A 21,386-nucleotide genomic window follows, 5' to 3' on the forward strand; every position below is an offset into this window, starting at 1 on the left:
TCGGAAGGCAAGCGCGCTTCAGGCGCGATAATGGCCGGACTTGCCGCCGAGCTTCTCGACCAGATGGATGCCCTCGATACGAACGCCGCGCTCGACCGCCTTGATCATGTCGTAGATGGTGAGACAGGCGACCGAGACGGCCGTGAGTGCCTCCATCTCGACGCCGGTCGGGCCCGTGACCTTCACGCTGGCGCGGACGAGGCAGCCCGGCAATCTTGCGTCCGGCTCGATGTCGACCGTCACCTTCGACAGCGCGAGCGGGTGGCAGAGCGGGATCAGCTCGGAGGTGCGCTTGGCGGCCATGATTCCGGCGATGCGCGCCGTGCCGAGCACGTCGCCCTTCTTGGCGTTGCCGGATACGATCAGGTCGAGCGTTGCCCTGCTCATGACGACGCGGCCTTCCGCGACCGCAAGTCGCTCCGTCGCGGGCTTGTCCGAGACATCGACCATTCGCGCCTCGCCGGAGGCGCCGATATGGGTCAGGGCGGGACCGGTCTTGGTTTTCAAGAGCTTGGTCTTCGACGGCCTGGTCGTGGAGCGCGGCATGTCAGCGCGTGCCCGTCGCACGCGCCGGGGTCGTGCGCGCGAGCAGCGTCCGCGTCGCCGCGGTGACGTCGGCCTGCCGCATCAGGCTCTCGCCGACCAGGAAGGTCGACATGCCGACGCGCTCGAGCCGGGCGAGATCCTCGGGCGTGAAGATGCCGCTCTCGCCGACCATCAGCCGATCCGTAGGGATCAGCGGCGCGAGGGCCTCGCTGGTCGCAAGCGTGGTCTCGAAGGTCCGCAGATTGCGATTGTTGACCCCGATCATGGGCGAACGAAGCCGCAGCGCCCGGTCGAGCTCGGCGCGATCGTGGATTTCGATCAGCACGTCCATGCCGTAGGCGATGGTGGCGTCTTCGATGTCCCTGGCGGCGGCATCGTCGAGCGCGGCCATGATGATCAGGATGCAGTCGGCGCCGTGCGCGCGGGCCTCGGCCACCTGATAGGTGTCGAACATGAAATCCTTGCGCAGCACCGGCAGCGAGGTCGCCGCCCGCGCCGCCACCATGAAGTCGAGGTGGCCCTGGAAAGACGGCGTGTCGGTCAGCACCGAAAGACAGGCGGCACCGCCGGCCTCGTAGGCTCTGGCGAGCGCCGGCGGATCGAAATCGGCGCGAATGAGGCCCTTGGACGGTGAGGCCTTCTTGATCTCGGCAATCAGCGCGAAATCGCCACGGGCGTGCTTGGCCTTGATCGCCCGCACGAAGCCGCGCGGCGCGGCTTGCGCCTTGGCCTTGGCCTCGACCGCCGACAGCGGCTGCGCGCGCTTGGCGGCGGCGATCTCCTCGCGCTTGTAGGTCTCGATCTTGGTCAGAATGTCCGACATGTCAGGCTCAGCTGTTGGAGACCGCGACCAGGTGCTTCAGCTTCGCGTTTGCCGCGCCGCTGTCGATCGACTTGGTGCCGATCGCAACGCCTTCCCTCAGGTCCTTGGCGCGCCCGGCCACGATCAGCGCGGCGGCCGCGTTCATCAGCGCGACGTCGCGATAGGGGCTCGGCCTGCCGTCGAGCACGCTCTGCAGCGCGATGGCGTTGGCGTCGGCATCGCCGCCCTTCAGCGCACCGGCCTCGCAGCGCGGCAGCCCGGCTTCTTCCGGCGTCACCTCGAAATTCCGGATCTCGCCGTTGTGGAGCGCGGAGACGAAGGTCGGGCCGGTGAGGGTGATCTCGTCGAGACCGTCGGAGCCGTGCACCACCCAGGCGGATTCCGAGCCGAGGTTCTTCAGCACCTGCGCCAGCGGCTGCACCCATTGCCTGGAGAACACGCCGACCATCTGCCGCTTGACGCCGGCCGGGTTGGAAAGCGGGCCGAGCAGGTTGAAGATCGTGCGCGTGGCGAGCTCGACCCGGGTCGGGCCGACGTTCTTCATGGCGGGATGGTGGGCCGGGGCAAACATGAAGCCGATGCCGCATTCGCGCACGCAGCGGCCGACCTGATCCGGCTTCAGATCGATCTTCACCCCGAGCGAGGCCAGCACGTCGGCGGCGCCCGAGCGCGACGACAGCGCGCGGTTACCGTGCTTGGCAACCGGCACGCCGGCCCCCGCAACGATGAAGGACGCGCAGGTCGAGACGTTGACCGAGCCGGAGCCGTCGCCGCCGGTGCCGACGATGTCGACGGCGTCGGGCGGCGCAGTTACGGTCAGCATCTTGGAGCGCATCGCCGCGACAGCGCCGGTGATCTCGTCCACGGTCTCGCCGCGCACCCTGAGCGCCATCAGCAGGCCGCCCATCTGCGAGGGCGTGGCCTCGCCGCTCATCATGGCGTCGAAGGCGGAAGCGGCTTCGTCACGCGACAGGCTGGCGCCGGTCGCCACTTTTCCAATGATCGATTTCAGGTCGTCCATCGCGTGCTTTCGACTTACTGCTGGTTCGCGCCGGTCACTTGCGCGAAGGCGGCCTGATTAATGGTGGTCCCGATGTCGGCTTCGAGCTTGTTGACGTAAGAGGCGAGCTGCTCCTCGGTCTGGGCCCGGTCGAGCGTCTCCTTCAGCTTCTTGACCGCGTCGGAGGCAACGTCGACCGCGGGATCGACGATGTCGGTGACGCGGAAAACGATCACCTCGCTGCCGCCGCTCACGGCGGTCTGTCCGACGCCGTCCTTGGCGGTGCGGAAGGCGGCCGCGACGACGGTGCCGGGCACGCCGGCGGGCGAATCGTCGCGCTTGAAGCCGGTGGCCGTCTCGACCTTGGCGCCAACAGCGGCGGCTTCGTCCGCGAGCTTGCCGCCCGCTTCGAGCTTCTGCACCATTTCCGTCGCCTTGGCCTTCAGCTTGGACGCGATCTGATCCTGGCGCCAGCGCGCCGCGACCTGGTCGCGGACCTCGTCGAGATTGCGGTCGCGCGAGGGCGTGATGCCGAGTACGTCGTACCAGACATAGCCGTCCTTGAACGAGATCGAGTCGTTGTCGACGCCGACATCGGTATTGAAGGCCTGCGACACCACATCGAGGCCCTGCGGGATGTTGGCGACCGGCTGGCCGTTCGGGGCGCGGCCGGAGCGGTCGACGGCCTCGATGGTCACGGCGGTGAGGCCGAGCTTCTGCGCCGCGTCGATCACGCTGGAGCCGCCCCCGCGTTCGTCCTCCATCTTGTCGCGGAGCTCGGCGACCTTGATGCGCGCCCGCTCAGTCGCGATCTCGCGCTTGATGTCGCCGGCCAGCTTGGCGTAGTCGGCCTCGACGCCCGGCTCGATCTTGTCGACCCTGACGATCGCGACGCCGAGCCCGCTCTGGATCGGTTGGCTGATCTCGCCGGCAGGAAGCGCGAAGGCGGCGTCGCCGACGGCAGGGGTGAGCGAAGACTTGGTCACGAGCCCGAGGTCGACGTCGGAGGCGCTCAGCCCGCGCTCCTTGCCGAGATCCTCGAACGACATCCCGCCTACGAGGCGCTCGCGTGCGGCTTGCGCTTCGGCGACGTTCGGAAACACGATCTGCTGGATCTGTCGCTTCTCCGGCGTGCCAAGCCGGTCCTTGCGCTGCTCGAACACCTTCCTGGCGTCCTCGTCCGAGACATCGGTCCATTTGCCGATGTCCTCCGGCGAGACCACGACGAAGGAAATCTTGCGGTATTCGGGCGCGCGGAACTGGACCTTGTTATCCTCGAAGTAAGCGGCGAGGGCTTCGGGAGAGGGCGCCTCGATGGTGCCGGCCTGCGCGGCGTCGAGCCTGGCGAACTCGATGGAGCGTTGTTCGTTCTGGTAGCGCGTTAGCACGTCGATCATGGTCTTCGGCGGCTCGATGCCGGCACCGATCGTGCCGGTGATCTGCCGGCGCAGCGATACCTTGCGCTGCTCCGCGACGTAGCGCTGCTCGGTGTAGCCGAAATTCCGGATCACCGCCTGGAAGCGGTTCGCATCGAACTTGCCGTCGACGCCCCGGAAATTCGGGTCGTTCATGATGAACTGCCGGATCTGCTCGTCGGACTGGCCAAGCCTGAGCCGGCGCGCCTCTTCGTCGAGAGCGGCTTCCGCGATGGTCTGCTGCAGGACCTGGCGGTCGAGGCCGAAAGCGCGCGCCTGATCGGGCGTCAGCGGCCGGCCGACCTGGCGGCTGATCTGCTGCAGGCGGTCGGTGTAGATCTGGCGGAACTCGTTCAGCGAGATCTCCGTGCTGCCAATCTTGGCGACCGTGGACTGCCCAAAACCCTTGAAGATGTCGGCGATGCCCCAAATGCCGAAACTGATGATCAACACGCCCATCACCACGGCCATAATGGTCTTGCCGAGCCAGTTTGATGAGGCCTTGCGTATTCCTCGAAGCATTTGGTCCAACTTGTTTGGTAAAGGAGGGGAACGGAGCGCGTCTTAATGCAGTTTCCGCAAAAGCGCGTCACCAAATTGATCCTTCATCATAAAGTGGCGGCTTTCCCCCCGCAACCTCGCCTCGGGCGGCGCTTCGAAGCTGCGGTTAAACGCCTCTGGTGTCTGGAACTGCAGCAGGTCCTCTGCTAGCGCATGCCCAAACCTCATCTTGCTGGACAACGACATGACCGATGCCATCCGACCGCTGATCGCCGGCAATTGGAAGATGAACGGCCTGAAGGCCCAGGCTGCCGAATTCGACGCCATGCTCAACGGTGCGGCAGACGTGGCTGGCAGGGCTGACCTGCTGGTCTGCCCGCCCGCGACCCTGATTGCCGCGTTCGCCGAGAAGGCGCGCGGCAAAAGGGTCGCGGTCGGTGCCCAGGACTGCCATCCGAAGGCCTCCGGCGCCCATACCGGCGATGTCTCCGCCGAAATGCTGGTGGATGCCGGCGCGACCGCCATCATCGTCGGCCATTCCGAGCGCCGCGCCGATCATGGCGAGAGCGACGCTCTCGTGAGACAGAAGGCCGAAGCCGCCTGGCGCGCCGGGGGGACCGCGATCGTCTGCATCGGCGAGACGCAGGCCCAGCGCGACGCCGGCCAGACGCGGGATATCCTGCGTGGCCAGCTCGATGGTTCGCTGCCCGATGGCTCGACCGCGGCCAATCTGGTCGTGGCCTATGAGCCGGTCTGGGCGATCGGCACCGGGCTGACACCTACGGCCGGGGATGTCGAGCAACTTCATGGCTTTATCCGGGAACTCCTGATCTCCCGGTTCAAAGCCGAGGGGGCCAGGATGCGCATTCTCTATGGCGGGTCGGTCAAGCCCTCGAACGCGGCGGAGCTGATGGCCGTGAAGCACGTCAACGGCGCGCTGGTCGGCGGCGCCAGCCTGAAGGCGGCCGACTTCCTTGCGATCGCCAAAGGCTGCCCCTAGCTAACCCAAAGCTTTGATCCCGACCCGATCGGGGGTGGCAATACCCCTTCCGATCGTGTAACACCGCGCAACTTCAGGAAAACCCGCGAAGCGCGATCGGCCGCCGTCAGGCGCCGCCCGCTTGTGACGGAAGGATATTATGCAGACCGTTGTCATCGTCATCCACCTCATGATCGTTACCGTCATGATCGGGGCCGTCCTGCTCCAGAAGTCGGAAGGCGGCGGCCTCGGCATGGGCGGAGGCGCGGGCTTCATGTCGAGCCGCGGCACTGCGAACCTTCTGACTCGGACTACCGCGATCCTGGCCGTCGGCTTCTTCCTCACCAGCCTGTTTCTCTCCTGGTACGCCGGATACGACCGCAAGCCGTCGTCGATCATCGGCCAGCCGTCGCAGACCCAGCCGTCCGGCGGATCGCCGATCGCCCCGCCGACTTCGGGCGGCATCCTGGATTCGCTGAAGAAAGTCGACGAGCAGCAGAACCAGGCGCCGGCGGGTCCGCAGGTGCCGCGCTCGCAATAAAGCAGGGGGGCCATGCAGGACGGCTGCTACCATCCTGCATCAACAATCCCCATCAAGGCACTGTCATCACTCTTCGTTTTGGCTCACCCACAGGCCCGCAAAATCTTTGGGGCGGAATACGAATCGCTTTGGCGAATCGTATTTAGGGGATTAGAGGTTAAGTCCCATGGCGCGGTATATATTCATCACCGGCGGCGTGGTTTCTTCGCTCGGCAAGGGTCTGGCTTCGGCGGCACTGGGTGCCCTGTTGCAGGCCCGGGGCTACAAGGTCCGCCTCCGCAAGCTCGACCCCTATCTCAACCTCGATCCCGGAACGATGTCGCCGTATCAGCACGGCGAAGTGTTCGTGACCGATGACGGAGCGGAGACCGATCTCGATCTCGGTCATTACGAGCGCTTCACCGGCCGTCCCGCGACCAAGGCCGACAACATCACCACGGGCCGCATCTACCAGGACATCATCTCCAAGGAGCGTCGCGGCGATTATCTCGGCGCGACCATCCAGGTGGTTCCGCACGTCACCAACGCCATCAAGGAATTCGTCCTCGACGGCAATGACGATTACGATTTCGTGCTGGTCGAGATCGGCGGCACCGTCGGCGACATCGAGGGCCTGCCGTTCTTCGAGGCGATCCGCCAGCTCAAGAACGAGCTGCCGCGCGACCACGCCGTCTACATCCATCTGACGCTGCTGCCCTACATTCCGAGCGCCGGCGAATTGAAGACGAAGCCGACGCAGCACTCGGTGAAGGAGCTGCGCTCGATCGGCATCCAGCCGGACATCCTGCTCTGCCGCACCGACCGCGAGATCCCGAAGGAGGAGCGGCGCAAGCTCGGGCTGTTCTGCAACGTGCGCGAAAGCGCCGTGATCGAGGCGCGCGACGTCGACAACATCTATGCGGTGCCGGAGGCCTATCACAATGCGGGCCTCGACGACGAGGTGCTCGCCGCCTTCGGCATCGGCTCGCGGATTCCGCCGGAGCTGCGCAGCTGGCAACAGATCAACGAGCGCATCCGCAACCCCGAGGGCCACGTCACCATCGCCATCGTCGGAAAATATACCGGCATGAAGGATGCGTATAAGTCGCTGATCGAGGCGCTCTCGCATGGCGGCATCGCCAACAAGGTGAAGGTCAATCTCGACTGGATCGAGAGCGAAATCTTCGAGAAAGAGGATCCGGCGCCGTTCCTCGAACACGTCAACGGCATCCTGGTGCCCGGCGGCTTCGGCCAGCGCGGGGCGGAGGGCAAGATCAAGGCGGCGCAATTCGCGCGCGAGCGCGACGTGCCGTATTTCGGCATCTGCTTCGGCATGCAGATGGCGGTGATCGAGGCTGCGCGTAACCTGGTCGGCATCGAGGACGCCAATTCGACCGAGTTCGGTCCGACCAAGGAGCCGCTGGTCGGCCTGATGACGGAATGGCTGCGCGGCAACGAACTTGAGAAGCGCACGCAAGCCGGTGACCTCGGCGGCACGATGCGGCTGGGCGCCTATCCGGCGGCGCTCAACCGCGGCAGCCGCGTCTCGCAGGTCTATGGCGGCGCGACCGAGATTTCCGAGCGCCACCGCCACCGCTACGAGGTCAACACCGCCTACAAGGACCGGCTCGAGCAGCACGGCCTGAAATTCTCCGGGCTCTCGCCCGACGGCGTGCTGCCTGAAATCGTCGAGTACGAGGATCACCCCTGGTTCATCGGCGTGCAGTTTCACCCCGAGCTGAAGTCGCGGCCGTTCGAGCCGCATCCGCTGTTCGCCTCGTTCATTCAGGCGGCGATGGTGCAGAGCCGGCTGGTGTAGCGCTTCTTCGCCTTTGACGATCGTGTGATTTGTTGCGACAACTCCCGCCGCAAGAGCAACAACGCAGGGAGTGAACTGCAATGATCTACGAAATGCGCGTCTATCGCTGCGTGCCCGGCCGTCTGCCGGCGCTGTTGAAGCGTTTCGAGACCGCCACGCTGAAGATCTGGGAGAAGCACGGCATCAAGCAGGCCGGCTTCTTCACCACGCTGATCGGCGAATCCAATCAGGAGCTGACCTATTTCCTGGCCTGGGACTCGCTCGCCGAGCGCGAGAAGAAGTGGGGCGCGTTCATGACCGATCCGGACTGGATGAAAGCGCGCGCCGAGAGCGAGGCCGACGGCCAGATCGTCGCCAACATCGTCAGCCAGATCCTGACGCCGACCGCCTTCTCGGCGGTGAAGTAGCGCTCCCTGTCGCGGCGAGGAACATCAGTGCAACCCTGATATTCGAACGACCCGGGCGGAAGAGGGTTGATCCGACCCTCATCAGGGCTATGGTCGCGCCGAAACGAGGGATTTGCCTTGAGCTCTTCGACGTCAGCGGCGCCGGTCGTCACGATCGGCAAGGTCCGGTTCGGCAATGATCTGCCGATTTCGATCATTGCCGGACCCTGCCAGCTCGAAAGCCGCCAGCATGCGCTGGAGGTGGCCTCCGCGCTGAAGGAGATCGCCGCGCGGCTGAACATCGGCCTCGTCTACAAGACCTCGTTCGACAAGGCCAACCGCACCAGCGCGTCAGCGCAGCGCGGGCTGGGGCTTGCGCAGTCGCTGCCGATCTTCGCCGAAATCCGCTCCTCGCTCGGCCTGCCGGTCCTGACCGACGTGCACGACGCCGCACAATGCGCCGAGGTGGCGCAGGCCGTGGACGTCCTGCAAATCCCCGCCTTCCTGTGCCGCCAGACCGATCTCCTGCTCGCGGCGGCCGCGACCGGCAAGGTCGTCAACGTCAAGAAGGGACAGTTCCTGGCGCCGTGGGACATGGCCAATGTCGTGACCAAGATCACCGGCGCCGGCAATGCCAACGTGCTCGTCACCGAGCGCGGGGCATCGTTCGGGTACAACACGCTGGTCTCGGACATGCGCGCGCTGCCGATCCTGGCGCGCACCACCGGCGCGCCCGTGATCTTCGACGCCACCCATTCGGTGCAGCAGCCGGGCGGGAAGGGGACCTCCTCGGGCGGCGAGCGTGAATTCGTGCCGGTGCTGGCACGCGCGGCCGTGGCGGTCGGCGTCGCCGGCGTCTTCATCGAGACCCATCCTGATCCGGACCGCGCGCCCTCGGATGGACCCAATATGGTGCCGCTGCGCGAGTTCGAGGGGCTGATCGCCAGGCTGATGGCATTCGACGCGCTCGCAAAGAACCCGCGCTGATGCAGGAAGGCGAGGCGCGGCCGCACGATCACGGCTTGCCGACAGCACTCTACGTCATATCAGGCGCAAGCTTTGCCGCAGCCTTGTCGGCACGCGCGCTCGATCCGGTGCTGCCGCACGTCGCCGAGGATTTTGGCGTCAGCATCGCCACAGCCGCGGGCTTTGCCGCGGTGTTCGCCTTCACCTTCTCGATCATCCAGCCCATCATCGGTGCCGCTGCCGACCTGTTCGGCAAGACGCGGCTGATGATCGGCTGCCTCGCGCTGCTCGGTCTCGCCAACATCCTCGGCGCATTCTCGACCTCGTTTTCGGTGCTGTTCGCGACCCGCATCCTCGCTGGCATCGGCTCGGGCGGCGTTTTTCCGGTGGCGCTGAGCCTCACCAGCGATCTCGTCGGGCCGGAGAAGCGCCAGGTCGCGATCAGCCGCACGCTTGCCGGGGCGATGACAGGCAATCTGCTCGGCGCCTCGGCCTCCGGCCTGATCGGCGATTTCCTCGGCTGGCGCGGCGTGCTGGCGGTGCTCGGGGCGCTCGTGATCGTGGCGTCGATCGCGGTCGCGGCCGGCTTTCGTGGCGCCAAGGTCCAGCATCCGCCGAAGACGAGCCTGTCGGCGCTGAGGGCCGGCTATCGCACCATCTTCACCAATCCGAATGCCTATATCTGCTACTCGGCGGTGTTCATCGAAGGCTGCTGCGTGCTCGGCCTGTTTCCCTACATCGCCTCGTTCCTGTTCGAACTCGGCCAGACCTCGCTCTCGATCGCGGGCCTCGTCATCGCCGGCTTTGCGGTCGGCGGGCTGTTCTACACGCTGACGGTGTCGCGGCTGCTGCCGTGGCTCGGCGTCAAGGGCATGATGATCGCAGGAATGACCCTGGTCGCCTCGCAGCTCATTGCCGTCGCCTTCGGCCCGCGCTGGGAGGTGCAGGCACTCAACCTCGTCGTGATGGGGTGGGGCTTCTACATCGCCCATGGCTGCCTCCAGGTCTTCGCCAGCGAGCTCTCGGTCGAGGCGCGCGCCACCGCGCTGTCGCTGCATTCGTTCTTCTTCTTCATGGGCCAGACCGTGGGACCGCTCGCCTACGGCTTCGGACTGCATCACGCCGGCAAGATGCCGACCCTGTTCGCGAGCGCTGCGATCATGGTGGTGCTGGGCTTCGTCTGCGCCCGGCTGCTCAAGCAGCGGGCACCGGCGGATGCGCGCTGACGTTCGCGAGGAGACGTCCATAGGATGACGTCCATGAAGTCACTTGGGCGCGGATCGCTCCCCACCACGACCGTCCGCCCCGTATACATGGCACACGAATTGCTTCGATTCTGAGCAAATCGAGGTGCGAGAACCGTGGACGCCCAGCCCGACCGTTTGCCCGAAACAGCAGGGGCGGCCCGATCTACCGGGTATCCGACCCGGCCGCCGCTGCGGCGCTTTCTCACCGATTGCCACGACGAGTTCAGGGTCGATCATTCCGGCGAGCTCGCCGACTATATTCCCGAACTGAAGCGTGCCAACCCCGACCATTTCGGCATCGCGCTCGTGACAATCGACGGGCATGTCTACGAGGTCGGGGACAGCAACGTGCCGTTCACGATCCAGTCGGTGTCGAAGGCGTTCGTCTTCGCATTGGCGCTGGAGATGGTGGGCGAGGCGCGCGTTGCGGCCACCATCGGCGTCGAGCCCAGCGGGGAAGCCTTCAACTCGATCCGGCTCACAAATGACAACCGTCCGTTCAACCCGATGGTCAATGCCGGTGCGATCGCCTGCTCGGGACTGATCTACGAGGTGGACGGGAAGGGCGCCTTCGAGTGCGTCCGCGCCAAGCTCAGCCAGTTCGCCGGCCGCGAGCTTGGGGTGGACGAGGCCGTTCATGCCTCGGAGACGGCGACCGGCAATCGCAACCGGGCCATCGCCTGGCTGCTGCGGAATTACGCGGTGCTGCCTGATGACGTCGATGCCGTGCTCGACGTCTATTTCCGTCAATGCGCGATCCTGGTCACCGCGCGCGACCTCGCGGTGATGGCGGCAACGCTCGCCAATCGCGGCATCAATCCGGTGACGGGCGTGCAGGTGATCACGCCCAACATCGTCGCGCGCACGCTGTCGGTGATGACGAGCTCGGGCATGTACGACTATGCCGGCGAGTGGACCTATCGCGTCGGCATTCCCGCCAAGAGCGGCGTCGGCGGCGGCATCGTCGCGGCGCTGCCCTCGCAGCTCGGCCTCGGTACCTTCTCGCCGCTGCTCGACAACCATTTCAACAGCGTGCGCGGCCTGAAGGTCTGCGAGGCGCTCTCGGCGCGGTTCGACCTGCACATGCTCAACCGCAACGCCGATGTCCGCACCAGCATCATGGCGGATTACGACATCTACGGCATTTCATCGCGCCGCAGCCGTCAGCCGCACGAGCAGCAGATCCTCGACGAGCGCCACAGCGACATCCGTGTGCTCGAGCTGGTCGGCGCGATGAATTTCGGCACCATCGACTACGTCACCAGGCGGCTGAGCAGCGAGCCGCCGAGCGCGCCGCTTCTGATCATCGACTTCCGCCGTGTCCCCGACATTACCGCGGCCGGTGCCGAGCTGCTCGGCGATACTCTGACCGCGCTCGGCAATGCCGGCGTCACCACCATTCTTTCCGGATTCGAGGGCACCTCCCCGGTGTGGAGCGCGATCTCCGCGCGCACCGCCGAGCCGCGCCGGCTGCGCCGCTTCGCGCTGCTCGACGATGCCATCGAATGGGCCGAGGACCAGGTGATCTACCGCTTCGGCGGCTTCACCGACGTGAAGGAGAGCGCGCGTCTGAGCGAGCAGGCGTTGCTTGCCGATCTCGACGCGGAGGAGATCGCTGCGATCGTCGAGCTGTCGAGCACCCGGCATTACGCGGCCGGCCAGCGCATCATCTCGAGCGGCGAGCCCGCCAATTCGCTGTTCTTTCTCCAGAGCGGGATGGTCAGCGTGAAGCTGCCGAGCGGCGTTCGGCTCGCTTCTCTCGGCCCCGGCATGGAGTTCGGCGAGATGGCGATCCTGGAGCGGAGCCGCAGTGCCGACGTCGTTGCAGACACGCCCGTCACCTGCCTCGAACTGCCGTTGGACAGCTTCGCGGATTACCGCCGCCTGCACCCGCAAACGGCGCTGAAGATCATGCGCAACCTGGCCGCCATCCTGACGCGGCGGCTGGTCGCGGCGAATGCAAAGGTGGATCTGCTGAGTGCCTATTAGCCCCGTCCGCGATACGGCGCGACGCCTTGCTCCGGCACCCACACGCCCTTCGGCACGCGGCCGGTCTGCCAGAACACGTCGATCGGAATGCCGCCGCGCGGATACCAATAGCCGCCGATGCGCAGCCATTTCGGCTTGATCTCGGAAGCGATGCGCTTGCCGATCATCACGGTGCAGTCCTCGTGGAAGGCGCCGTGGTTGCGGAAGCTGGCGATATAGAGCTTGAGCGATTTCGATTCCAGCAGCCACGCACCCGGAGCGTAGTCGATCATCAGATGGGCGAAATCCGGCTGGCCGGTGACCGGGCAGAGCGAGGTGAATTCCGGCACGGTGAAACGCACCAGGTAATCGGTCCCGTTTTGCGGATTGGGCACGCGGTCGAGCCTGGCCTTCTCTGGCGCATCCGGCCATTCCACGGCGCGGCCGAGCTGCAAGGACGCCGGGTTGGCAGGGGAGTTGTTCGATTTACCGGGTTTTTTCGACATGAGGCCGCCTCCGTGGCGGCCCTCTTAGCCAATCATCGCCCGGCCGTCACCCGGCCTTTTCCGCTTCGACGCATTGCGGTAGAAGCACCGCCAACTGCCCCCTTCGTTCCCGGAAAAGAGGCCCTCATGACCGCCATCATCGACATCATCGGACGCGAAATCCTCGACAGCCGGGGCAATCCCACCGTCGAGGTCGATGTCGTGCTGGAGGACGGTGCGCTCGGCCGCGCCGCGGTGCCGTCGGGCGCCTCCACCGGCGCCCATGAGGCGGTGGAACTGCGCGACGGCGACAAAGCCCGCTATCTCGGCAAAGGCGTCACCAAGGCGGTCGGCGCCGTCAACGGCGAGATCTTCGAGGCGCTCAGCGGCCTCGATGCCGAGCAGCAGGTGCAGATCGACCAGATCATGATCGACCTCGACGGCACGCCGAACAAGAGCCGACTCGGGGCCAACGCCATCCTCGGCGTCTCGCTGGCCTGCGCCAAGGCCGCCGCGAACTCGCTCGACATGCCGCTCTACCGCTATGTCGGCGGCACCTCGGCGCGGCTCCTGCCGGTGCCGATGATGAACATCATCAATGGCGGCGTGCACGCCGACAACCCGATCGACTTCCAGGAGTTCATGATCCTGCCGGTCGGCGCATCCTCTTTCGCCGAAGGCCTGCGCTATGGGGCGGAGGTGTTCCACACGCTGAAGTCGGAACTGAAGAAGGCCGGCCACAACACCAATGTCGGCGACGAGGGCGGCTTCGCCCCGAACCTGCCGTCGGCCGACGCCGCGCTCGACTTCGTCATGAACGCGATCGGCAAGGCCGGCTTCAAGGCGGGCACCGACATCGTGCTCGGCCTCGACTGCGCCTCGACCGAGTTCTTCAAGGACGGTAAATACGTCTATGAAGGCGAGGGCAAGACCCGCTCGATCTCAGAGCAGGCCAAGTACCTTGCAGATCTCGTCGGCAGGTATCCGATCGTGACCATCGAGGACGGCATGTCGGAAGACGACATGGACGGCTGGAAGGAGCTCACCGATCTCATCGGCAAGAAGTGCCAGCTGGTCGGCGACGACCTCTTCGTCACCAACGTCAAGCGCCTCGCCGACGGCATCAAGACCGGCCGCGCCAACTCGATCCTGATCAAGGTCAACCAGATCGGCACGCTGACCGAGACTCTGGCGGCCGTCGAGATGGCGCACAAGGCCGGCTACACCTCTGTGATGTCGCACCGCTCCGGCGAGACCGAGGATTCCACCATCGCCGACCTCGCGGTCGCCACCAATTGCGGCCAGATCAAGACCGGCTCCCTTGCACGTTCAGATCGCACCGCCAAATACAACCAGCTCCTGCGCATCGAGCAGCAGCTCGGCAAGCAGGCGCTGTACGGCGGCAAGGCGGCATTGAAGGCGTTGGCATAAGCCGGCGGCTCGAGCCGCGAAAAGACGGACAGGGGAGGATCGACATGAGCGACGGCAAGACCGGACTGCAACTGCGTTCGCTGTTGAAGAAGAGCGGCGAACTCGAATTGTCTCTCGTCGATATCCCGACTCCCGAGCCCGCCGACGACGAGGTCGTGGTCCGCGTCGAGGCGACACCGATCAACCCCTCCGACCTCGGGCTCCTGATCGGGCCGGCCGACATGTCGGCCGCCAAGGCCTCCGGCACCAAGGAAATGCCGGTCATCACGGCGACGATGCCGGAAGCTGCGGTGCGGATGATGGGCGCCCGGCTCGATCAGTCGCTGCCGGTCGGCAACGAGGGCGCCGGCACGGTGATCGCGACCGGCTCGTCGGACGCGGCAAAGGCGTTGATGGGCAAGACCGTGTCCATGATCGGTGGCGCCATGTATTCGCAGTACCGCGTGCTCAAGGTCCGCGACGTCATGGAACTGCCGCCCGGCACCACCGCTGCCGATGGCGCGTCCTGGTTCGTCAATCCGCTGACCGCGCTCGGCATGACCGAGACGATGCGCCGCGAGAACCACAAGGCGCTGGTGCACACCGCGGCCGCGTCCAATCTCGGCCAGATGCTCAACAAGATCTGCATCAAGGACGGCATTCCCCTCGTCAACATCGTCAGAAACAAGGAGCAGGCCGACATCCTGCACAAGATCGGCGCCAAGTACGTGGTGGATTCGACTGCGCCGAGCTTCATGGACGACCTCACCAACGCGCTGGTCGAGACCGGCGCCACCATCGCCTTCGACGCGATCGGCGGCGGCAAGCTGGCGAGCCAGATCCTCACGGCCATGGAAATCGCGGCCAACAAGACCGCGAAGGAATACAGCCGCTACGGCTCCAACGTGTACAAGCAGGTCTACATCTACGGCAGCCTGGACAATCGTCCGACCGAATTGAACCGCTCGTTCGGCCTCAGCTGGGGCGTCGGCGGCTGGCTGCTGACGCCGTTCCTCCAGAAGATCGGCCCGGCCGAGATCGGCCGCCTGCGCCAGCGCGTGGCGTCGGAGCTGAAGACCACCTTCGCCAGCCACTACACCAGGGTCGTCTCGCTCGCCGAGGCGCTCGATCCCGCCAACATGGCGGTGTACGCCAAACGCGCCACCGGTGAAAAATTCCTGATCAACCCGAATAAATAAACCTGATCTGCGACGGCAGGACACCGCAGGAAGGTCTTGCCTTCTGAGCCCAGCGGCGGATTATTCCGCCGCTGTTTGCAAAGCGGAAAACCGCAAGGGCTCAGAAGAGGACCTCCATGACCAATCTCAATCGCCGTCACCTGCTCGCAGGCGCCGCCGCCATGGGCGCGGCCGCCGTTACCGGGCTTCGCCCGACCGTTGCCAACGCCGCAACGCCGCAAGCGGGGACGCAGGCGCCGGGCTTCTACCGCTACAAGGTCGGCAGCTTCGAATGCACCTCGATCAACGACGGCGCGCGCACTTTCCCGATGCCGGAGAAGTTCGTCGCCAACATTCCGAAGGAAGAGGCGCTGGCGGCGGGTGAGGCGGCCTACATGCCGAAGGGGATGGTCACGGTGCCGTTCAATCCGCAGCTCATCAATACCGGTTCCAAGCTGGTGCTGATCGATACCGGCAACGGTGTTGCGAATCTCGATGCGAGCAAGGGCGCGGTCGGCCGCACCATGCAGAACCTTCAGGCGGCCGGCGTCGACCCCAAGAACATCGACGTCGTACTGCTGTCGCATTTTCACGGCGACCACATCAACGGCGTTCGGCTTGCCGACGGCGCGCTGGCCTTCCCGAACGCGGAGGTCATGGTGCCGGGCAAGGAGTGGGAGTTCTGGACCAGCGAGGACAACGCCGCCAAGGCCGAGTCCAATCAGGGGCTGAAAGCCGCCTTCGCCAACGTGAAGAAAATTTTCGCCGGGCTGGAGTCCAAGGTGACGAAATACGAGTGGGGCAAGGAGGTCGTGCCCGGCATCACCTCGATTGCCACGCCCGGCCATACGCCCGGCCATACCTCGTTCGCGGTTGCATCCGGCGATGCCAAGGTGCTGATCCAGTCCGACGTCACCAACATCCCGGAATTCTTCCTGCGCAACCCCGACTGGCACGTGATGTTCGACATGGACGCGGCCACCGCGCAAGCGACGCGCCACAAGTTCTACGACATGGCGGCAGCGGAAAAGGCGACCGTGGTCGGCTTCCACTTCATCTTCCCAGCGGTCGGCCATGTCGCGAAGGACGGCGCCAAATATCGCCTGATCCCGTCGGCGTGGAACCCAACCATCTGATCTGGATGAGGCAGTGCGCGAAGGTCGGGCCGCTGGTTGGCGGCCCGATTGTCTTGGGCGACCATCTGCTTTCGTGAAACGCTACGTTTCCAAATCGAGCCGGTTCATGCACTTGCATCGAATGGTCCGGATCGCTTAAGTGCCGTCAGGCACTCCCCCTCGAGATTTAAGGACAGCCCATGGCCTACAACATCGTCGCGATCGCCGGCAGCCTGCGCAAGGAAAGCTTTTCGCTGAAGATCGCCAACGCGCTGGCCAAGCTCGCGCCCGGCTCGCTCCAGCTCGAGGTGATCACGCCGGCGGGCATCTCGTTCTTCAACCAGGACCTCGAGGGCGCGCCGCCCGCGGACTGGCTCGCCTTCCGCGAGAAGCTGCAGAAGTCGAACGGGGTGCTGTTCGTGACGCCCGAGTACAATCGCTCGATCCCCGGCGTCCTCAAGAACGCCATCGACGTTGCCTCGCGCCCCTACGGCAAGAGCTCGTTCCTCGGCAAGCCGGTCGGCATCGTCTCCAACTCGCCGGGCCCGCTCGGCGGCGTCAGCGCGGCCAAGCACCTGCAGACCATCCTGCCGGGCATTTCCGGACCGATCCTCCAGCAGCCGGAAATCTATCTCAACGGCGTCGGCGATGCCTTCGACGCGGCCGGCAACCTGACCAAGGACGCCCTCAAGACGGTGCTGCAGCAGTACATCGATGCGTTCGCCGCGCACGTGGCGAAGAATCAGGGCTGAGTTCGAACGACCCTGCGGCCATACAGCAGGTCTGCATCCCCAAAGGACAAGGCCGATCAATGATCGGCCTGTCCGATTCGAGCCCGGAAGCGGAGGCTAGCTTGCCATGCGCTGCCGCAGGCTTTGGTAGAAGGCCGTCTCGAATTTCATGTAACCGATGAACGACGTTGCATCACCGAACGGGAGAATCTGGGTGGCCCAGAACCCGCCGAACCCGTTCTGCCGGTCGATCCAGTAGAACAGGTTGGCAAGGCCGGCCCAGCCAAGCGCGCCGGCGGGACGTCCTGTCGGGGCTTCCTCGTCGTTGATCATGAAGGTCAGTCCCCACGACTTGGACTGGCCCGGGAAGAACTCCGCGTCGTTGCATAGCGCGGGAATGACGCCGGTGATCGGTGTCACCTTCTTGTCGCCGAGATGGTTCTTCTCGGCCATGCGCACGGTTTCGGCCTTCAGCACGCGGCCGTGCTCGCCCATTCCGTCATTCAACCACATGCGGATGAAGCGCATGTAGTCGCCGACGGTGCCGTAGAGCCCGTGCCCGCCCATATGGACTTCGGGCTTGGCGGGCAGTTCGAAATCCATCGGTGTCAGCGAGCCGTCGGCGCCTCGCGCGTGGATGCCGGCAAGCCGCTGCCGCATCGGCTCGGTCAGTTCGAAGGTCATGTCCTTGATGCCGAGCGGCTCGAAGATGCGCGCCTTGAAGACGTCGCCGAGCCGTCGGTCCGCGATGGCTTCGACGATCTGGCCGCACCAATCGATGTTGGTTCCATAGTCCCACCGCTCGCCCGGATCGAACAGGAGCGGGGTCATCAGGCAGGCTTTGGTCGCGGTGATCACGCTCGGCTGCCCCTTTTCCTCGGCCAACCGATTGTAGGTGCGGTTGATGAAGTCGTAGCTCAGCCCTGCGGAGTGAGTCATCAGCATGCGGGTGGTGATATCGCGCTTTGGCGGACGCAGGATCGGCTCGCCCCTGTCGTCAAAGCCATCGATCACCTGGAGCTTGCCAAGCTCGGGTGCATAGCGCTGCGCAGGCGCGTCGAGATCGAGCTTGCCTTCCTCGACGAGTTGCAGGACCGCCGTACCGGTGATTGCCTTCGTCGTGGAGAAGATGGCGAAGATGCTGTCGGTCGTCATGTCGGCTGCGGAATCGAGACGGCGCTTGCCGGCCGCGCCCTCGTAGATGTTGCGGTGGCGGTCCGTCACCATCGCGACGACGCCCGGCACGCGCGGCGTCGAGGTAACGACGCCGTCGAGAACGGCGTCCGCCGTCGCGCCAAAATTCATGATCATGATCGTCCTCCCGTGTGGATTGGAATTATCTGGTCGACGCGTTTCGCGCTCAGTTCATGGCGAAGCCCTGGTAGCCGCTCGCCGCGACCTCGTCGCATTTCTGGCGATAGGCACCGACGCCGCCGCAGTAGGAGAGAACGCGGCGCGGCTTGCCTTCGACGTTCGAGCCCAGGTACCAGGAATTGGTCTTTGCGATCAGCGTCGCGTTGGCGATCTCGTCGTGATGCGCCACCCAGCCGTCTTCCGCGTCCTTGGTCGGCTCGATCGCCTTCAGGTTCTTGGACCGCATGTACCTGATGCAGTTGTCGATCCATTCGACCTGTTGCTGCAGGCACGTCGTCATGTTGCACAGCGCAGCCGATGGCGCGAGCGGCACGGCGGTCGTGAACAGGTTGGGATAGCCGTGAACCTGCAGGCCCATCGTCGTGCGGATGTCCCTGGCCCAATCCTCTCTGAGCGATCGTCCGCCCCGTCCTCTGATGTCGATGCGCGTCAGGGCGCCTGTGCCGGCGTCGAAACCGGTTGCGAGGATGATGATATCGAGCTCATGGACCGTGCCGTCGGCGGTCTGGATGCCCGTCGGCGTCACGCGTTCGATCGGATTGTTCCTGACGCTGACGATCTCGACATTGGGCTGATGGAAAGTCTCGAGGAAGTTCTGCTCGAGCGGCACGCGGTGCGTCCCGAAACCATAGTCTGCGGGGATCAGGAGGTCGCACAGCTTCGGGTCCTTGAGCCGCTCACGCATCTTCTCACGGACGAATTCGGAGATTTCGGCGTTGACGGCCTCCTCGAAGAACAGCTCGGAGAAGGACGAGATCCACAGCTTCAGCGAGCCGTCATTCCAGCAATCCTCGATCACCTCGCGGCGTTTCTCGGGCGACAGGCCGGCCCACGCATGCTCGAAGTCATATTCGAAACCCGTGAAGGTGTGTGGCAATCGCTGCGTGAGGTGCTCGAACTTGGACTTGTAGGCCTGTGCGTCGGCCGCGCTGTATTTGGGATTCTTCATCGGGATGATGTATTGCGGTGTGCGGACGAAGACCTTGAGATGGCGGACATCGCCCGCGATCGTCTGGATGACCTGGATGCCGGTCGCCCCGTTGCCGATGACGCCGACGCGCTTGCCCGCGAGGTCGACCGGCTGCTTTGGCCAGCGCGCCGTATGGAATAACTGTCCCTTGAAGGTCTCCTGGCCCGGAAACGACACGTAGGGTGCCGAGAGCATGCCGCAGCAGGTGACCAGGAACTGGGTGTCGATCACATCGCCCTTGTCGGTCGTGACCAGCCAGCGCTGCGTTGCTTCGTTGAAATGGGCGCTTTTGACCGTTGTGCCGAACTGGATGTCCTTGCGAAGATCGAGACGGTCGGCGACGTAGTTGAGCCAACGCTCGATTTCCGGCTGGCCCGGGAATTTCTCGCTCCAGCTCCATCCCTTGTAGAGCTCCTCGGAGAACAGGTACTGGTAGATGTAGGCTTCCGAGTCGAAGCGCGCGCCGGGATAGCGGTTCCAGTACCATGTGCCGCCGACGCTGGACGCCGCGTCGATCGCCCTGACACTCAATCCCTGCTCGCGCAAGCGATAGAGTTGATAGAGCCCGGCAACGCCGGCTCCCACCACGAGCGCATCGAGCCTGGCCGTCGCACGCGCGGCATTGCTTCCATTGGTCTTGCTTGCGGTTTCCATATTGGTTCCTCCTCACGTTTCCAGGGCGCACGCGATCGTCCCCGTCCGCGAGATCATCGGACGCTGGTGCATCGCGTCATTTCGCTTCCGGCAGCGCGATGGAATGGCTCATTTGGCCCGCGGCTGTTCCGCCGCTTCTCCTGCTCTGCCTGGAACGCGAGCAGGCTACGTGGCGGCCGAGCTTTCGGGCTTGAACGGAATCGACAATCCTTTGAACGAAGCCCGGCGCCGGACTTCGACCAGCTTGGCAAACGGCGAAACCGGCTTATGCTCCCCTCCTGCCGATCGGCCAATGAGAAGCGGAAGCGGTCAACCGCGCCACATAATCTCTGGGAGGAGGCTCGTGCGATGGGCCAGTTCATCACGGTCGAGGAGCTGCCAAGCTACGCGCCCGGCGAGCTGATGCTGGACAGTTCGGCGGTGGGCAAGTCCGACTTTCGGTTGCGCGTCTTCCGCTATGCGCCGTCCGACATCTGGGTGCCGCCAAACGAGAACTTCCTGATCGTCGTGTACCGCGAAGGCGCAACGTCGATGAACCGCCGCGTGACCGGCCACTGGAAGCAGGATCATGTCGGCCGCGGCGTCACGACGCTGCTGACGCGCGCGGAGCCTTCGAACTGGCGCTGGAGCCAAGACATCGAGGTCAGCCATTTCTACATTTCCCCGACCTTGATGGCGAAGACTGCAAGCGAAGCATTCGACCGCGATCCGGAAGGCATCGAGCTTCACGACCTGCTCAGGATCGAGGATCCTGTGCTGACCTGGATCGGCGACCGCATGGTGCAGGAGGTGTCCGAAGGCGCTCCGGGCGGGCGGCTGTGCTATGACGCGCTGGCACTTCAGGCGAGCGTGCACCTCCTGCGAAGATATGCCTCCGTGCAATTCAGGATGCCCTGTGCCCAGGGACGCTTCAGGCCGGCCCACGCGCGGCTGATCGAGGACTATGTCGAGCAGAACATGTCGAGGAACATCACGCTGGAGGAACTCGCCAACATCTGCAACTGCACGCCGGTGCAGTTTGCGCGCAAGTTCCAGGTCCACTACGGCATGCGGCCGCATGCCTATGTGCTGAGCCGCAAGGTGCAGCGCGCGTGCCAATACCTGCGCAAGGACCGGCTCGCTCTGAAGGAGATTGCGCTCTTGTGCGGGTTTTCCGATCAGAGCCATCTCAACCGGATCTTCCGCAGGCAGCTCAACATCACGCCCGCAGAATACCGCAAGAGCTGCCTGAGTTAGTCTTGCTGCGTCACAATCGGACCCGCTCCTGACCACGAAGGTTGGGTATGCGATGGCCTGGAA

At 64.9% G+C, this 21,386-nt stretch carries 19 protein-coding genes; 12 read left to right on the forward strand and 7 right to left on the reverse strand.

The genetic code is table 11. The features are described from left to right. Positions 1–18 precede the first annotated feature (18 nt). From moaC to AC3WLX_RS00170, 4 genes are read right to left on the reverse strand one after another with little or no spacing between them, the layout of a single operon-like run. On the reverse strand, positions 19–546 hold the full coding sequence (gene moaC, locus AC3WLX_RS00155) for a cyclic pyranopterin monophosphate synthase MoaC (protein ID WP_291624341.1): 528 nt from the start codon (positions 544–546) through the stop codon (positions 19–21). Position 547: 1 nt separating this feature from the next. Next, entirely contained in the window at positions 548–1,369 is an 822-nt protein-coding gene (gene trpC, locus AC3WLX_RS00160; protein ID WP_492334254.1) for an indole-3-glycerol phosphate synthase TrpC, read from the reverse strand. Positions 1,370–1,376: 7 nt separating this feature from the next. Next, a complete protein-coding gene (gene trpD / locus AC3WLX_RS00165) occupies positions 1,377–2,390 on the reverse strand; it encodes an anthranilate phosphoribosyltransferase (protein ID WP_492334255.1) in 1,014 nt (337 codons plus the stop codon). 14 nt (positions 2,391–2,404) lie between these two features. After that, positions 2,405–4,306, reverse strand: coding sequence for a SurA N-terminal domain-containing protein (locus AC3WLX_RS00170; protein WP_492334256.1), 1,902 nt, complete (start codon positions 4,304–4,306; stop codon positions 2,405–2,407). A 223-nt stretch (positions 4,307–4,529) separates the two neighbouring features. On the opposite strand from AC3WLX_RS00170, the gene tpiA reads away from it, so the two are divergent. The 7 genes from tpiA to glsA all read left to right on the forward strand — a co-directional run bounded on the left by tpiA (position 4,530) and on the right by glsA (position 12,191). Beyond that, a complete protein-coding gene (tpiA, locus tag AC3WLX_RS00175) occupies positions 4,530–5,285 on the forward strand; it encodes a triose-phosphate isomerase (protein WP_492334257.1) in 756 nt (251 codons plus the stop codon). A gap of 139 nt (positions 5,286–5,424) precedes the next feature. Continuing rightward, positions 5,425–5,805: a preprotein translocase subunit SecG gene (gene secG, locus AC3WLX_RS00180; protein ID WP_291631509.1), complete on the forward strand. Its 381-nt coding sequence runs from the start codon at positions 5,425–5,427 to the stop codon at positions 5,803–5,805. 166 nt (positions 5,806–5,971) lie between these two features. Next, the gene (gene pyrG, locus AC3WLX_RS00185; protein WP_492334258.1) at positions 5,972–7,603 is read left to right on the forward strand and encodes a CTP synthase; all 1,632 of its coding nucleotides are present in this window, start codon (positions 5,972–5,974) and stop codon (positions 7,601–7,603) included. 80 nt (positions 7,604–7,683) lie between these two features. After that, complete coding sequence (locus AC3WLX_RS00190) at positions 7,684–8,010, forward strand: NIPSNAP family protein (RefSeq protein WP_225125229.1); 327 nt, start codon at positions 7,684–7,686, stop codon at positions 8,008–8,010. 117 nt (positions 8,011–8,127) lie between these two features. Next, positions 8,128–8,976: a 3-deoxy-8-phosphooctulonate synthase gene (gene kdsA / locus AC3WLX_RS00195; protein ID WP_492334259.1), complete on the forward strand. Its 849-nt coding sequence runs from the start codon at positions 8,128–8,130 to the stop codon at positions 8,974–8,976. Next, positions 8,976–10,181, forward strand: coding sequence for an MFS transporter (locus tag AC3WLX_RS00200; RefSeq protein WP_492334260.1), 1,206 nt, complete (start codon positions 8,976–8,978; stop codon positions 10,179–10,181). The genes kdsA and AC3WLX_RS00200 overlap by 1 nt, the downstream gene beginning before the upstream one ends. Before the next feature lie 135 nt (positions 10,182–10,316). Beyond that, a complete protein-coding gene (gene glsA / locus AC3WLX_RS00205; RefSeq protein WP_492334261.1) occupies positions 10,317–12,191 on the forward strand; it encodes a glutaminase A in 1,875 nt (624 codons plus the stop codon). Here glsA and queF read toward each other — a convergent pair. Further along, positions 12,188–12,676 (reverse strand): preQ(1) synthase, encoded by a 489-nt coding sequence (gene queF, locus AC3WLX_RS00210; protein WP_492334262.1) that lies wholly within the window; start codon positions 12,674–12,676, stop codon positions 12,188–12,190. The two genes, glsA and queF, sit on opposite strands and share 4 nt — an antisense overlap. Positions 12,677–12,802: 126 nt before the next feature. Between queF and eno the strand changes: the two genes are divergently transcribed. The 4 genes from eno (at position 12,803) to AC3WLX_RS00230 (ending at position 17,110) form a co-directional block, all read left to right on the forward strand. After that, entirely contained in the window at positions 12,803–14,086 is a 1,284-nt protein-coding gene (gene eno / locus AC3WLX_RS00215; protein WP_492334263.1) for a phosphopyruvate hydratase, read from the forward strand. 44 nt (positions 14,087–14,130) lie between these two features. Further along, positions 14,131–15,264, forward strand: a complete 1,134-nt coding sequence (locus AC3WLX_RS00220; protein ID WP_492334264.1) for a zinc-binding dehydrogenase — start codon at positions 14,131–14,133, stop codon at positions 15,262–15,264. A 116-nt stretch (positions 15,265–15,380) separates the two neighbouring features. After that, positions 15,381–16,379, forward strand: coding sequence for an MBL fold metallo-hydrolase (locus AC3WLX_RS00225; RefSeq protein WP_492334265.1), 999 nt, complete (start codon positions 15,381–15,383; stop codon positions 16,377–16,379). A 179-nt stretch (positions 16,380–16,558) separates the two neighbouring features. Next, positions 16,559–17,110, forward strand: a complete 552-nt coding sequence (locus AC3WLX_RS00230) for an NADPH-dependent FMN reductase (protein ID WP_291626471.1) — start codon at positions 16,559–16,561, stop codon at positions 17,108–17,110. 96 nt (positions 17,111–17,206) lie between these two features. On the opposite strand, the gene acmB is transcribed toward AC3WLX_RS00230, so the two are convergent. Both acmB and AC3WLX_RS00240 read right to left on the reverse strand, forming a co-directional pair. Further along, complete coding sequence (gene acmB, locus AC3WLX_RS00235; RefSeq protein WP_492334266.1) at positions 17,207–18,400, reverse strand: methyl acetate hydrolase AcmB; 1,194 nt, start codon at positions 18,398–18,400, stop codon at positions 17,207–17,209. Between the two features lie 49 nt (positions 18,401–18,449). Beyond that, on the reverse strand, positions 18,450–20,087 hold the full coding sequence (locus AC3WLX_RS00240) for a flavin-containing monooxygenase (RefSeq protein WP_492334267.1): 1,638 nt from the start codon (positions 20,085–20,087) through the stop codon (positions 18,450–18,452). Between the two features lie 348 nt (positions 20,088–20,435). Here AC3WLX_RS00240 and AC3WLX_RS00245 point away from each other — a divergent pair, with 348 nt between their 5' ends. After that, on the forward strand, positions 20,436–21,323 hold the full coding sequence (locus AC3WLX_RS00245; RefSeq protein ID WP_291626468.1) for a helix-turn-helix domain-containing protein: 888 nt from the start codon (positions 20,436–20,438) through the stop codon (positions 21,321–21,323). Positions 21,324–21,386: the final 63 nt, after the last annotated feature.

This window comes from Bradyrhizobium sp. FW305-F6, from assembly GCF_058782905.1.